13 protein-coding genes are annotated in these 13,372 nt (G+C 66.2%); 2 read left to right on the forward strand and 11 right to left on the reverse strand.

Annotation, left to right across the window (positions count from 1 at the left end):
* Positions 1-179: 179 nt before the first annotated feature.
* Entirely contained in the window at positions 180-824 is a 645-nt protein-coding gene (locus KHO41_RS28860) for an MlaC/ttg2D family ABC transporter substrate-binding protein (protein ID WP_211956662.1), read from the forward strand.
* 12 nt (positions 825-836) lie between these two features.
* Here the strand turns inward: KHO41_RS28860 and KHO41_RS28865 are convergent, their stop codons facing one another.
* The 8 genes from KHO41_RS28865 to ispH all read right to left on the reverse strand — a co-directional run bounded on the left by KHO41_RS28865 (position 837) and on the right by ispH (position 8,510).
* Entirely contained in the window at positions 837-1,838 is a 1,002-nt protein-coding gene (locus tag KHO41_RS28865) for an HpnL family protein (RefSeq protein ID WP_211956663.1), read from the reverse strand.
* 10 nt (positions 1,839-1,848) lie between these two features.
* A complete protein-coding gene (hpnK, locus tag KHO41_RS28870) occupies positions 1,849-2,655 on the reverse strand; it encodes a hopanoid biosynthesis-associated protein HpnK (RefSeq protein ID WP_211956703.1) in 807 nt (268 codons plus the stop codon).
* A gap of 47 nt (positions 2,656-2,702) precedes the next feature.
* Entirely contained in the window at positions 2,703-4,127 is a 1,425-nt protein-coding gene (gene hpnJ / locus KHO41_RS28875; protein WP_211956664.1) for a hopanoid biosynthesis associated radical SAM protein HpnJ, read from the reverse strand.
* 21 nt (positions 4,128-4,148) lie between these two features.
* Positions 4,149-4,586 carry a DNA-binding protein gene (locus KHO41_RS28880; protein WP_211956665.1) on the reverse strand — a complete coding sequence of 146 codons (438 nt, stop codon included), beginning with the start codon at positions 4,584-4,586 and terminating at the stop codon, positions 4,149-4,151.
* Complete coding sequence (locus tag KHO41_RS28885) at positions 4,537-5,157, reverse strand: nucleotidyltransferase domain-containing protein (protein WP_211956666.1); 621 nt, start codon at positions 5,155-5,157, stop codon at positions 4,537-4,539. The genes KHO41_RS28880 and KHO41_RS28885 overlap by 50 nt, the downstream gene beginning before the upstream one ends.
* A 66-nt stretch (positions 5,158-5,223) precedes the next feature.
* Positions 5,224-6,327: a bacteriohopanetetrol glucosamine biosynthesis glycosyltransferase HpnI gene (gene hpnI / locus KHO41_RS28890; RefSeq protein ID WP_244874078.1), complete on the reverse strand. Its 1,104-nt coding sequence runs from the start codon at positions 6,325-6,327 to the stop codon at positions 5,224-5,226.
* A gap of 27 nt (positions 6,328-6,354) precedes the next feature.
* The gene (gene hpnH / locus KHO41_RS28895) at positions 6,355-7,515 is read right to left on the reverse strand and encodes an adenosyl-hopene transferase HpnH (protein ID WP_211956668.1); all 1,161 of its coding nucleotides are present in this window, start codon (positions 7,513-7,515) and stop codon (positions 6,355-6,357) included.
* A gap of 23 nt (positions 7,516-7,538) precedes the next feature.
* A complete protein-coding gene (ispH, locus tag KHO41_RS28900) occupies positions 7,539-8,510 on the reverse strand; it encodes a 4-hydroxy-3-methylbut-2-enyl diphosphate reductase (protein WP_211956669.1) in 972 nt (323 codons plus the stop codon).
* Between the two features lie 159 nt (positions 8,511-8,669).
* Here ispH and hpnA point away from each other — a divergent pair, with 159 nt between their 5' ends.
* Positions 8,670-9,671, forward strand: coding sequence for a hopanoid-associated sugar epimerase (gene hpnA, locus KHO41_RS28905; protein WP_211956670.1), 1,002 nt, complete (start codon positions 8,670-8,672; stop codon positions 9,669-9,671).
* Positions 9,672-9,674: 3 nt separating this feature from the next.
* Here the strand turns inward: hpnA and KHO41_RS28910 are convergent, their stop codons facing one another.
* The 3 genes from KHO41_RS28910 to KHO41_RS28920 form a co-directional block, all read right to left on the reverse strand.
* Positions 9,675-10,823, reverse strand: a complete 1,149-nt coding sequence (locus tag KHO41_RS28910; RefSeq protein WP_211956671.1) for a glycosyltransferase — start codon at positions 10,821-10,823, stop codon at positions 9,675-9,677.
* Positions 10,824-10,825: 2 nt separating this feature from the next.
* On the reverse strand, positions 10,826-11,680 hold the full coding sequence (locus tag KHO41_RS28915; RefSeq protein ID WP_211956704.1) for a ferritin-like domain-containing protein: 855 nt from the start codon (positions 11,678-11,680) through the stop codon (positions 10,826-10,828).
* A gap of 248 nt (positions 11,681-11,928) precedes the next feature.
* On the reverse strand, positions 11,929-13,308 hold the full coding sequence (locus KHO41_RS28920; RefSeq protein WP_211956672.1) for an amino acid permease: 1,380 nt from the start codon (positions 13,306-13,308) through the stop codon (positions 11,929-11,931).
* Positions 13,309-13,372: the final 64 nt, after the last annotated feature.

Raw genomic sequence — 13,372 nt, forward strand, 5'->3', positions numbered from 1 at the left:
TGCTCGGGACAGGGCTCGAGCCGCGAGTATACCGGCTGGCGTCCGATTGCCGGGCTGGCGTGGCGCATGCGGCTCAGCCGGCGGCCAACCTCGTTCCGCTATACTGCCCCGGCATCCCGGGCGCCAGCCGAGACGGGGCCCCGGGTCCCTTTCAAACGCTTCTTGCAGCACACATCGGCATGAACAGATTCGGTTTGATTTCCCTGGCACCGGTCGCGGCGGTGGCCATGATCGCCACGGTGCAGGCGCAGACGGCGCAGCCCAACGATCTCAAGGCAGCGCCCGACCGCCTGGTGCAGGCCGCCGTGGAAGGCGTGATCACGACCATCCAGTCCAATCCCGAAACCCGTGGCGGCGACATGGCGAAGATCACTGCGGTGGTCCAGAAGCAATTTCTGCCCTACACGGATTTCGGCCGCACCACGCGGCTCGCGGTCGGCAGCGCCTGGCGCACGGCCACGCCGGAGCAGCAGAAGCAACTCAGCGAACAATTCACGCAACTGCTCGTGCGCAGCTATGCGGTGTCGCTGGCGCAACTGCGCGAGCAGAACGTCAAGTTCCGCTTCAAGCCGGCGCAGACTGCGGGTGGCTCGGGCGACGTGGTGGTGGAGTCGCGCGTGCTCAACAACGGGGACGAGATGCAGATCGACTACCGGCTGCAGCGCACGCCCAGTGGCTGGAGGATCTACGACATCAACATGATGGGCGCGTGGCTGATCGAGGTGTACCGCAAGCAGTTCGCCGATATCGTCGCGCGCGGCGGCGTCGACGGGCTGGTGCAGTACCTGGTCAACCATAACGCGCGGCAGGCGGGAGCGAGCTGACCCGCCGGGACTTCACCGGGCAGCGCTTTCCGCCACCCCGCGCCGCCAGCGGCGCAGCTCCACCCACTGCCACGACAGCAGCGCGGGCACGCCGAACAGGATTTCCCGCGCGCGCTTGACCAGTGCCAGCGCCAGCGACACATGGGCGTCCATGCCCAGCGCCTGGCCCAGCAGCAGCACCACGGCCTCCTGAACGCCCAGTCCGGCCGGCACGAAGAAGGCCACGTGGCGCACGGCCTGGGTGAGGGCTTCGATCGCCATGGCTTGCCAGAACGGCACGGGGTGCCCCAGCAGCATCAGCGCAAACCAGATTTCGAGCGTGCCACTGACAAGGCCCACGAACTGCCAGCCCAGCGCAGCCAGCAGTTCGCGCCGGCGCCGGTTCAGCGCGCGGATCTGCGCATCGAGCCGCGCACCGTCGATCATGGTCACGATGCGGTGGTCTTCGCCAAACAGCTTGCGCGCGGCGCCTTCCAGCTTTTCGAACAGCGCCGTATGGTGCAGCGACAGCGCAAAGGCCACCGGCACCGGCAGTGACAGCGCCAGTCCGGCCAGGATGATCCAGGCCTGGCCGCTGTCCTGCAGCGCGGCGACCAGCATCAGCACGCCCAGCGCCGAAAACAGGTACTGCGCGAACAGCGTGATCATGACTTCGACGACGATGGAGGCCGTGACCGCGGTCGTGTCGTGGATGCGCAGCCGGCTCAGCCGCACGCCGACCAGTTCGCCACCGATGCTCATGGTCGGCAGCAGGCGGTTCACGGCTTCGCGCACGGTGGCCACCCACCACAGGAAGCCCAGACCCGCTTTTTCTTCGGGATCGGCCGAGGTCAGCAGCACGCGCCAGCCCTGCGCATCCAGCAGCAGGGGCAGCGCGTGCAGCGGCACCAATAACAGCAGGAGCCAGCCGCCCTGTGCCATCACAGTGGCGATATCGCTGATGCCCTCATGTACGACCAGGGCAGTGAGCGCGAGCAGGCCCAGCAGGCCGGTCAGGTAAGCAATGCGTTTCATGTAAGAGGGGTCAGGCTGGTGCGAGCACGTCGGCAAAGCCGCCGCGCCGCACACCGGCCGCATCGAGGGCCGCGCGCACGCGCGGCGACAGCAGCGCGGCCAGTTCGTCGGCGTGGCGGTAGCCGGCCATGGTCGGCGCGATGGCCGCGCCCGATGTGACGGCCGGATGCAGATAGATTTCGCCGATGCCTTCCGGCAGCTTCGAAAGCGCGGCGAGCAGCACCGCCTCATCCATTGCGCCGCTGCGTGCGATGCCGACCACGTAGTCATTGTGCGCGATGCCGGCACGCTGCAATCGTCCGCGCAGCAGCGCGAGCCACGGACGCAGCAGCAACGGCGCATCGGATTCCAGCGGCAGGCGCATGGCGCGCAGGCCGAACTCGCGGCCGATCGACAGGATCAGCGACAGCACGGTCGGATGCAGGTGGAAATGCTTGTGCGTGTTGATGTGGTCGAGCGGCAGGCCGGTGGCCGCGAACGCTTCGAACTGCGCGCGGATCTCGGCGGCCAGTTGCCGGCGCACATGCGGCAGGAAGAAAAATCGGCAGCCGTCGCGCGCCATCGCCGAACCAAAGCGGCCTTGCGCATCGACGAGATCGGGAATGGCCGCGCGCGGGAGCATGGCGGGGCCATCGGCGAGGACCACATGCAGGCCCACGCGCAACGATGGCAGGCGTCGTGCGCGCGACACCGCATCGGCGGCTTCCGGCGCGGACACCATCAGGCTGGCGGCGTTCAGCACGCCGTCGCGATGCGCGAGTTCCACCGCTTCATTGACGGCGGTGTGCAGCCCAAAGTCGTCGGCGGTGATGATCAGGCCGCGCGCGGGGCGCGCGGCGGTGGCGGGGCTAAGAGACTGCAGAATCAGGCCTCGTGGGATCGCAGGAAACGGAAGAACTCCACGCCTTCGCGCAGGCGCCGCTTCATCATGTCCCAGCTGCCGAGCATCTCGCGCACGATCTCCCAGATCTTGCCGGGGCGGAAGTAGAACTGCTTATAGAAGCGCTCCACGCCGTGGTAAATCTCTTCCTTCGACAAATGCGGATAGCTGATCGCCGCAAGCTGCACGCCCTTGTCGTTGACGAGGTTGATGACCTTGTTCTCTTCGAGCCAGCCGTTGTCGACCGCCTGCTGGTACAGCGTGGTGCCGGGGTAGGGCGCGGCCAGCGATACCTGGATCGTGTGCGGGTTGATTTCCTTCGCGTAGGCGATGGTTTTTTCGATCGTTTCCTGCGTCTCGCCGGGCAGGCCCAGGATAAAGGTGCCGTGGATCTGGATGCCGAGCTTGCGGCAGTCCTCGGTGAAGCGGCGCGCGATATCGGTGCGCAAGCCCTTCTTGATGTTCAGCAGGATCTGGTCGTCGCCCGACTCGTAGCCGACCAGCAGCAGGCGCAGGCCGTTTTCCTTCATGATCTTGAGCGTGTTGTATGGCACGTTGGCCTTCGCATTGCACGACCACGTAACGCCAAGCTTGCCGAGCCCGCGCGCGATTTCCTCCACGCGCGGCTTGAAGTCGGTGAAGGTGTCGTCGTCGAACATGATCTCCTTGACCTCGGGCATGTTCTCCTTGATCCATTTCACCTCGGCGATCACGCTCTCGGCCGAGCGCGTGCGGTAGCGGTGCCCGCCCACGGTCTGCGGCCACAGGCAGAACGTGCAGCGCGAACGGCAGCCACGCCCCGTGTAGATCGATACGTACGGGTGCTTCAGGTAGCCGATGAAGTAGTTCTCGATCTTCAGGTCGCGCTTGTACACGGGCGCCACGAACGGCAGCTCATCCATGTTCTCGATCATCGGCCGCTGGCCGTTGTGTTCGAGCGAGCCATCGGGCAGGCGATACGACAGGCCGAGGATGTCCTTGAGCGGTTTGCCTGCGGCGACATCCTGGCACGTGTAGTCGAATTCCTCGCGGCAGACAAAGTCGACCGCATCGCTGGCGCCGAGCGTGCCGCCCGGGTCGACCGCCGGCTTGGCGCCGACCATGCCGATCATCACGCCGGGTTTGCGCTTCTTGAGTTCCTCGGCGAACTTGGCGTCGGTCGGGAACGACGGGGTGCTCGTGTGGATGATGACGAGGTCGTAGTCGACAGCGATATCCAGCGTCTGCTGCGGCGTCAGTTCATCGGCGGGCGCGTCGAGCACGCGGCTGCCGGGTACCAGCGCGGCCGGCTGGGCCAGCCAGGTCGGATACCAGAACGACTTGATCTCGCGCTTGGCCTGGTAGCGCGAGCCGGCGCCGCCGTCAAAGCCGTCGAAGGAAGGGGCCTGGAGGAACAGGGTTTTTTTCATGGAGGCCTCGATGTTGTCAGGTCAGGTCAGCTGCGGCTTGTTGGTGTGGAGCCAGGCCTTGACGTCAGCGATCAGTGCGGTGGCACTGGTAATGCACTCGCGCACGGCCGAAGCCGGCACGAGGTCGCCGGAATAGTCAGAGAGATTGCGCTGCTTGCGCAGGGCGTCGAGCACGATCATGCGATCGGCTGGCCAGCCGATCGTCTTCGTCAGCGATTGCAGGGTGGTCTGGTGGTGGCCGGGGCGGCTTGTCAGCGTGCGGTAGCCATTGGCATGCAGCGCGGCGAGCGCGGCTTGCATGATCGCTTTGTAGGCTGCGTCAAACCGGTTCTCATTGCTGAGAGCTTCGATGCCGGCATCGCTGAGGTTGCGCTCAGCCCCTGCCAGCAGGCGCGCTATCTGCTCACGGTCAGGCCGGATCGCGTCCAGGCTGATTCCCAGCAAGTTCTCCAAGGTCATGGTCGCTTCCGATCACGAATAACTTCGGCTTCGCCAGCACATCGCGCAGGAACGCATCGTTGTTCGCCAGCCCCGCGCGCCATTCTTCGCGGGAGAGCACCTTCGGATTGATCTCCCGCGCCAGGACGGCCTGCGCGGGGTAGAGCTGCTGTACAGCACGCGCGAAGCCGATGTCGCCGATCAGCATGATATCCACGTCGCTCTGCGCCGTCTCGCGTCCGCTTGCCGTCGAGCCATAGATGAAAGCTGTATCGATCTCGTGCGCGCAAGGTTGCAGTGCCTGGGCCAGGACGTCGGTCAGGCCCGAGGTCTTCCGCATGATGCTGGACAGCTCCTCGAACACCGGGGAGGCGCGATTGGCCCGATATGCGAGCTGGTTGCCGCGCGGTTCCCGGATCAGGATACCGGCCTGTGCCAGCTTGCTGAGTTCCTTGTGGAGCGTTCCCGGCGCGGTGTCCGTCAGTCGCGCGATTTCGCGCACGTGATAGGACGCCTCCGGATGCAGCAGGAGCAGGCTCAGCACGCGGCGGCGATATTCGCCGAAGAGAGTGTCGGAGAGTGTTTGAAGCATTTATGGCTACGATTGTAGCTAAAAAAGCTTCATTAGCAAGGGACGGGCGTGCACATGACATGGCGATCACAGTGGGGTGCCGTCCTGGACCGGATCACGCACGGACAGGATCTGATCGCGCCAGCGCACCCTCCTGCCGGCCAGCGCAGCGCCCCATCCGGCGAGCAACAGCGCATCGCGCAACGGCGCCCTGGCTGCGGGCGCCAGCGAGCCAGCTACCGCGCAGCGCGCAAGCACGCCGACCAGCGCCACGGCAAATATCACCGGCGTTGGCGCCAATACCACCCCCGCCACCAGCATCGGCCACGTAAAAGTAATGAACGTGAACGCAAATCCCGCTGGGTTCAGCGACCGGATGGTGCGGAGCCAGCGCAGTTCATGCGTCCACAGTTCGGGCAATCGCGTCTCGGTCACGTCGGTGGTGACCATCACGTCGGACAGCACGGTGCGCAGGCCCGCCTGCCGTGTCAGCTCGCCAAGCCAGAAGTCGTCGGCGAGCCGGTCGGACAGCGAGGCGAAGCCGCCGATCTGCGCCAATGTGTCGCGCCGCAGCGCAATGGTGGCGCCGAACGCGAAGCGGCGCGAACCACCGGCGTGGGCAATGCGTACAGACGGCGCGAACCAGTCGTCGATGAACTGCGCCCCAAGCTTCGCCCAGAAAGCGTCAACCGGACGCCCGCGATACAGGCAGGTGACGATGCCGACGCCAGGGTCGGCCAGCGGTGCGGCGACGCGCGCCAGGTAGTCGTGCGGTACCGCGATATCGCTGTCGGCCACAACCAGAACGTCATGGCGCGCTTGCGCGGCCAGGTTGATCAGGTTGCTGACCTTGAGATTGCTGCCGTGCACGCGCGGGTCGATGACCAGCATGATGTCGATATCCGGAAAATCCTGCTGCAGGCGTCGCACCATGGCAATGGCGGGATCGTCCGGGTCACGCACGCCGCACACGACCTGGTAGCCGGTGACGGACTGGCGGCACAGCGTAGCGAGGTTGTCGTACAGGCGTGGCTCGGCCCCGCACAGCGGCTTGAGCACGCTGGCGCGGACTTCGCCGGCCGCGGCGGCAGCCGGCGCACGTGCGCCGGCGCGCCGCGTCAGCACCGCGGCAGCCACGGCATAGCCCGCCGACACGCAGGTCAGCGCACTGCCAAGCAGGGTCGCGGCCATGGCCGCTGCTTCCGCGGGCATGAAGACTTAGTGGGCTTCGGAGGTCTCTGCTCGGGCCGGCCGTTCCTTGCGCGGCTGGGCCCGGCCGATCTCGGCCAGCTTGATCTCGACGTGGCGCGAGAACACGTAATCGGCAGGGCGCTGGTTGTCGAGCGAGATGTCCGGGGCCATTGCGCCATCGGTCTTCACGCCCCGCAGGCTCACGCCGAGCGCCTTGAGCGGATGCGCGAATGTATCGGCGACCGCGGTAGCCTCGTAGCCGCTGTGGACCATGCAATCGGCGCACTTCTCGTAGTTGCCGGTGCCGTAGGCGTCCCAGTCGGTCTCGTCCATCAGCTCCTTGAAGGTCTGCACATAGCCTTCGCCGACCAGATAGCAAGGCCGCTGCCAGCCGAACACCGTGCGCGCCGGGTTGCCCCACGGCGTGCAGTGGTAGGTCTGGTTGCCGGCCAGGAAGTCCAGGAACATGGTCGACTGGCTGAACGACCACTTCTTGCCGCGGCCGCGGCTCAGGATGTCGCGGAACAGCTGCTTGGTCTTGCCGCGGTTCAGGAAGTGCTGCTGGTCCGGCGCGCGCTCGTACGCGTAGCCGGGCGAGACGGTGATGCCGTCGACGCCCATTTCCTTGACTGTGTCGAAGAAGCTGGCCACGCGGTCGGGCTTCGCATCGTTGAACAGCGTGCAATTGATATTGACGCGGAAGCCGCGCGCCTTGGCGGCACGGATGGCCTCGACGGCGCGGTCATAGACGCCTTCCTGGCTGACCGAGTGGTCATGCATTTCGCGGTCGCCGTCCAGGTGCACGGACCAGACGAAGTAGGGGCTGGGCTCGTACTGGTCCAGCTTCTTCTCCATCAGCAGCGCGTTGGTGCACAGATAGACGAACTTGCGCCGCGCGACGATGCCGCGCACGATTTCGGGCATGTCCTTGTGCAGCAGCGGCTCGCCGCCGGCGATCGACACCACGGGCGCGCCGCATTCATCGACGGCGCCCAGGCATTCCTCGACCGACAGGCGCTGGTTCAGGATCGGATCCGGGTAGTCGATCTTGCCGCAGCCATTGCAAGCAAGGTTGCAGCGAAACAACGGCTCCAGCATGAGCGCAAGCGGATAGCGCTTCTGGCGCGCCAGATGCTTGCCGACAATGTAGGCGCCCACGCGGGCGACCTGCAGGAACGGGATAGGCAAGGGGACTTCCTTTTTATTCTGGTTCAGCCGGGGACTTTCTCGACAGGCTGGGGCGCGGCTGCGGCAGGCCGGACATCGGCCAGTTCGGCGGGCAGGCGGAATTCGGCATGCTCCTCGCGGCCTTCCATGGTGGACACATCCACCGGGCCCAGGCGGCGCAGCGCGTTGATCACGTCTTCGACCATTTCCTCGGGCGCCGAGGCGCCGGCGGTAATGCCGACGATATTGGCCCCCGTCACCCACGCCGGATCGAGTTCGCTGCCGTCGGCGATCAGGTAGCTCGGCACGCCGCTTTCAGTGCCGATCTCGCGCAGCCGGTTGGAATTGGAGCTGTTGGTGGCGCCGATCACCAGGATCACGTCGGCGCGCTTGCACAGGTCACGCACGGCGCTCTGCCGGTTCTGCGTGGCATAGCAGATGTCGCGCGTGTCGGGGCCGACCATGTTGCTGAAACGACGGGCGAGCGCAGCGATGATATTGCGCGTGTCGTCGACGCTGAGCGTGGTCTGGGTGACATAGGCGACCGGGGTGTCGGCCGGCAGGTCGAGCCGCTCGACCTCGGCCTCGTTCTGGACCAGGATCACCTTGCCCGGGATCTGGCCCATGGTGCCTTCGACCTCGGGGTGGCCGGCATGGCCGATCAGGATCACGGTCCGGCCGCTGGCCGCGTACTGGCGGCCCTGGTTATGCACCTTGATCACCAGCGGGCAGGTGGCGTCGATGGCGTGCAGCTGCCGCTGGCCTGCATCAGCTACCACGGCGCGCGATACGCCGTGCGCGCTGAAGATGGTGACGGCGCCCGCAGGGACCTCGTCGAGTTCTTCGACAAAGCGCGCGCCCTTGTTCTTCAATCCCTCCACGACATGCTTGTTATGCACGATTTCGTGGCGCACGAACACCGGAGCTCCATGCTTGACGAGGGCGCGGTCGACAATTTCGATCGCGCGCACGACGCCGGCACAGAAACCTCGGGGTTGAGCAAGAATCACCTGCATACGGTAGGCCCCCCGACCCGTCAATGGGTTTCAGTGAATGGGATGGTGTACAGAAATCACATTTCCGACACATGGTGGTTACTATATACCCGCCGCGCCGGAAATGTCTGGCAGCCCTCTCAGTCGGGCGGCGTTCCCATCTCACGATGAAACGGGGTTATGACCGTAAACGATTACGCGCTGGTGACAGGTGCATCGGGTTTTCTCGGATCCGCGGTGGTGCGGCAGGCGCTGGCACGCGGATGGCGCGTGCGCGCGCTGGTGCGGGCCACGAGCCCGCGTGCCAACCTGGCGGGTTTGACCGTCGACGTGGTCGAGGGCGATATGCGCGACCCGGCCGCGCTGGCGTCCGCCATGCGCGGGGTGCGCTACCTGTTCCATGTGGCGGCCGATTATCGGCTATGGGCCCCTGACCCCGAGGAGATCGTCCGCACCAATGTCGACGGCACCATGGCTGTCATGGAGGCCGCGCAGGAGGCAGGGGTAGAGCGCATTGTCTATACCAGCAGCGTGGCGACGCTGCGGGTGGCGGGCGCCTCGGCGCCCGTCGACGAGACGGCCGCTCTGACACCGCACGAGGCCATCGGCGCGTACAAGCGCAGCAAGGTGCTGGCCGAGCGCGTGGTCGAGCGCATGGTCGCCGAGCGCGGGCTGCCGGCCGTGATCGTCAACCCGTCCACGCCGATCGGGCCGCGCGACGTTCGGCCTACGCCGACCGGACGCATCATCGTCGAGGCCGCGACCGGCAAGATTCCCGCATTTGTCGAGACCGGGCTCAATCTGGTCCATGTCGATGACGTGGCTGCCGGCCACTTTCTGGCGCTGGACCGAGGGCGGATGGGCGAACGCTACATCCTTGGCGGCGACGACGTGATGCTGCAGCAGATGCTGCGCGATATCGCCGGCCTGTGCGGGCGCCGTCCGCCGTCGGTGCAACTGCCGCGCTGGCCGCTGTATCCGCTGGCGCATGCGGCCGAGGCCGTCGCGCGCGTGACGCGCAAGGAGCCGTTCATCACGGTGGACGGGCTCAATATGTCGAAGTACCGGATGTTCTTCCGCTCGGACAAGGCCCGGCGCGAACTGGGCTACCAGCCGCGCCCCTATATAGAAGGACTGCGCGACGCGCTGGACTGGTTCCGCAATGCCGGGTATCTGCGCTGATTGTCAGGGCCGCACGGGCGCCTGGCTGCGTCCCTTCCATTGCCCGCCACGACGCAGCCAGTAGCGCCGCGCGGAATCCAGCGTGGCGCCCAGATAGAACAGTGCGGTCAGCGGCAGCAGCGGCGCCAGCCACCAGGGCTGGCGGTATTCGCGCAGCATCGGTAGATAGGCCACCGCCATGGTCGCCCATGCCAGCCACGCCGGCCACAGCCGTGCGCCGCCGGCCAAGGCCAGCACGGGCGGCGCCAGATAGGTCAACGTCATGGCGACGGCAGTTCCGGCCAGCAAGACTGGCGAATAGCGCAGTTGCGTGTAGGCGCTGCGCGCGATCATGTCCCAGAGGCTGCGCCAGTCGTCATACGGACGCAGGGACTCGCTGTCATCGGCCAGGTCAAGCGCGATAGGCCCGCCGGGCTTGATCTTCGCCGCCAGGCTGCAATCGTCGATCAATTCGCCGCGAATGGCGGCGAATCCGCCGATACGCGCCAGTGCCGTGCGACTGGCCAGCATGCAGCCGCCTGCTGCGGCAGCCACCGGGGTGCGCGGATTGCGCACGCGCTCGAACGGGTACAGTTTGGCGAAGAAAAAGACAAAAGCCGGCACGATGAGCCGTTCCCACGCCGAAGCGCAGCGCAACCGCACCATGAGCGACACCAGGTCGCGTCGTTCATGCACGGCGCGCGCTACCAGCCCCCCAAGAACCTCGGGGCCATGCCAGATGTCTGCATCGGTCAGCCATACGTAGGCAGCGCCCGGTGCGATGCGATCGGCGGCGGCGAGCCCCTCGGACTGCGCCCATACTTTGCCGCTCCAGCCAGAAGGCAGATCTCGGGCCGAAACGACCGATAGCGCATCGGGCCGGGGCGTGGCAGCCGCAGCGGTGGCCGTAGTTTCGGAGGTGCCGTCATGGCTGTGGTCGTCCACCACTACCAATGACAGCTTTCCGGGGTATTTCTGGCCGAGCACGCCAGCCACACATCGCCCGATGACTTCCGCCTCATTGCGCGCCGGAACGATGGCTACCACTTCGGGCCATGCCGGAGGGGCGGGTACCGGCGCGGGCTTGCGAATGCGCCAGAAGCCCGCACGGCCGAACAGCAGGACACACCAGATGGCCAGCGATGCCAGGGACAGTGCGAACGCGGCTGTCATGATCACTTTACGAAGCGGCGCGCGAACCGCGCCAGACGCGGCACGGTTTCGGGCCGCAACAATCGTTCGTCGTAGCCGGCCATGCGCCGGTCGTTCTCGGCCAGGCACAGGTCGATCATGGTGCCCGGCGACAGCGAATCGCCGAGCGCTTCGGAGCCGTTCATCGTGAAATTGGCATCCTGCGCGACGCCATCTGCGTCGATCCCGCGCGCAATGCCGATGCGCTCCCAGATCAGGAACGCCCACACGCGCGCCACCTTGAGCGCAAACAGCGGCCGGCGCCACCAGGGCAGGTTGCGCCGATACCACGCGGCCCAGTTGACGAAGAAGAGGATGTGCCGGCCTTCCTCCTGGATCACCGGCTCGAACGTCTCGACCAGCTCGGCCGGGAAATAGCCCGAGCGTTTGGCCATGGCGAACAGGCCAAACGCGAAGAAGCTGTCGATGCATTCGCTGTAGCCGGTCACGAGCCAGCCCCATTCGGGGTCGTCCGGCGGCGGGTAGTCGGGTTCCGGCGCGAGCGGAATGCCATAGGCCTCGACCAGCTTCGACAGTACAACCTTGTGGCGCGCCTCCTCGCCGCCGTCCATGTCCAGCGCGCTGCGCAGCAGGGGGTCGGTGACGGTTTCGGCAAAGGTCTTCACGCGGATCGAGGCGCGGCCCTCGGTCTGCACGGCAATGTCCCAGATCGGCAGCGAGGTCACGCGCGCGAGCGCGTCGGGCGACAGCGTCGGCCATTCGATCACGGCCGGTTTATAGGGATTGTGGGTCTGCAGCAGCATGTTGCTGAACATGCGCAGATGCTGCGCGGAGCCGATCCGTACCGGACCCGGCGTGGGGTCGGTCCAGTGGCGCATGGCGAGGTCCGCCTGCTCGACCGCGGTGCGCGCGACCGTATCGGCCACGGCCGCTGCGCGTGCGACGGCATCTTCCGCCGAGTTGGCTCTTGCGGCAGTCACGCCGCCACGGCGTGCGTCTGGGTCGAGCGCCCCGTCATGGCGGCGCGGCGCGGCGTAGAGTTCGGACATCTGGCCCCCTGGCGATGGATTGCCCGGGGGCCATTGTAGCGGCGGGCGTCCGCTGGCGCACCCGCCGGGAATGCCGGTCAGGCCTGGTAAGTAACCGGGCCGCGAGCCTGCATGCCAAGACGGTAGTACAGCACCGTCAGCAGCACCAGCCAGGCCGGGCCGACGTACAGGGCGATGCGCGTGTCCGGGAAATAAGCCATCAGCGCAATGACCAGCGCCAGGAAGGCCAGCGCAATCCACGAGCCATACGGCCAGAACGGCATGCGGAACGCCAGCTTGTCGCGCTCGGCCGCCGACAGGTTCTTGCGGAACTGCATCTGCGTGACAAGGATGATGGCCCAGGTCCAGATCGCGCCGAAGGTCGAGATCGACGTCACCCAGACGAACACCTTCTCGGGCACAAGGTAGTTCAGCAGCACGCCGCACAGCAGCGCGCCGATCGAGACCAGCAGCGCGCGGCGCGGCACGCCGTTGCGGTCGACCTGGGCGAATGCCGCCGGGGCCTGCCCTTGCTGGGCCAGGTTGTAGAGCATGCGGCCCGTGCTGAAGATGCCGCCGTTGCATGACGACAGCGCGGCGGTCAGCACGACGAAGTTGATGATGCCGGCCGCGGTCTTGATGCCGAGGCGCTCGAACGTCATCACGAACGGGCTGCCCTGCGCGCCGATCTCGTTCCACGGATAGAGCGACAGGATCACGAACAGCGCGCCGACGTAGAAGATCAGGATGCGCCAGAACACCGAATTGATCGCGTCCGGGATCGACTTGCGCGGGTTCTTCGCTTCGCCGGCGGTCAGGCCGATCATCTCCACGCCCAGGTACGCGAACATCACCATCTGCAGCGACATCAGCACGCCGCTGGCGCCATTGGGCATGAAGCCGCCGTGCGCCCACAGGTTACTGATACCCGTGGCGATGCCACCATTGCCCAGGCCGAACACGATCATCGCGCCGCCGCCGAACAGCATCAGCACGATGGTCACGATCTTGATCATGGCGAACCAGAACTCGAACTCGCCGTAGGCCTTGACCGTCAGCAAGTTGACCGAGCCCATCGTGGTCAGCGCGGCGAGTGCCCAGATCCAGCGCGGCACGTCGGGGAACCAGACGCCCATGTAGATGGCCACGGCCGTGATCTCGGCCACGCAGGTCACAAGCCACAGGAACCAGTAGTTCCAGCCGGTCAGGTAGCCGGCCAGCGGGCCCATATGATCCTGCGCGTAGCGGCAGAACGAACCCGCGACCGGGTTGTGCACGGCCATTTCGCCGAGCGCGCGCATGATCAGGAAGATCATCGCGCCGCCGATCAGGTAGGCCAGCATGATGGCCGGCCCGGCCATCTTGATGGCATTAGCCGATCCCAGGAAGAGCCCTACGCCAATGGCCGATCCCAATGCCATCAGGCGGATATGGCGTTCGCCGAGCCCGCGCTGCAAATGCTCTGAATTTGCACTCATGTGTCGTTGTCTCCGTTCATCAGAAGGCCGCGCCGCCCTTGTGGGGCGATGCGGCGCAGTGAGC

Source organism: Cupriavidus numazuensis (assembly GCF_905397435.1).
GTDB lineage: Bacteria > Pseudomonadota > Gammaproteobacteria > Burkholderiales > Burkholderiaceae > Cupriavidus > Cupriavidus numazuensis.

Excerpts from the sequence above, each read along its gene's own strand:
- hpnI (WP_244874078.1), bottom strand. The coding sequence starts at position 6,327 with ATGGCCGCGACCCTGCTTGGCAGTGCGCTGACCTGCGTGTCGGCGGGC.
- KHO41_RS28915 (WP_211956704.1), bottom strand. The coding sequence starts at position 11,680 with ATGCGCCACTGGACCGACCCCACGCCGGGTCCGGTACGGATCGGCTCC.
- hpnJ (WP_211956664.1), bottom strand. The coding sequence starts at position 4,127 with ATGAAAAAAACCCTGTTCCTCCAGGCCCCTTCCTTCGACGGCTTTGAC.
- KHO41_RS28885 (WP_211956666.1), bottom strand. The coding sequence starts at position 5,157 with ATGCTTCAAACACTCTCCGACACTCTCTTCGGCGAATATCGCCGCCGC.
- KHO41_RS28865 (WP_211956663.1), bottom strand. The coding sequence starts at position 1,838 with ATGAAACGCATTGCTTACCTGACCGGCCTGCTGGGCCTGCTCGCGCTC.
- KHO41_RS28880 (WP_211956665.1), bottom strand. The coding sequence starts at position 4,586 with ATGACCTTGGAGAACTTGCTGGGAATCAGCCTGGACGCGATCCGGCCT.
- hpnA (WP_211956670.1), top strand. The coding sequence starts at position 8,670 with ATGACCGTAAACGATTACGCGCTGGTGACAGGTGCATCGGGTTTTCTC.
- KHO41_RS28910 (WP_211956671.1), bottom strand. The coding sequence starts at position 10,823 with ATGACAGCCGCGTTCGCACTGTCCCTGGCATCGCTGGCCATCTGGTGT.
- KHO41_RS28860 (WP_211956662.1), top strand. The coding sequence starts at position 180 with ATGAACAGATTCGGTTTGATTTCCCTGGCACCGGTCGCGGCGGTGGCC.
- ispH (WP_211956669.1), bottom strand. The coding sequence starts at position 8,510 with ATGCAGGTGATTCTTGCTCAACCCCGAGGTTTCTGTGCCGGCGTCGTG.
- KHO41_RS28920 (WP_211956672.1), bottom strand. The coding sequence starts at position 13,308 with ATGAGTGCAAATTCAGAGCATTTGCAGCGCGGGCTCGGCGAACGCCAT.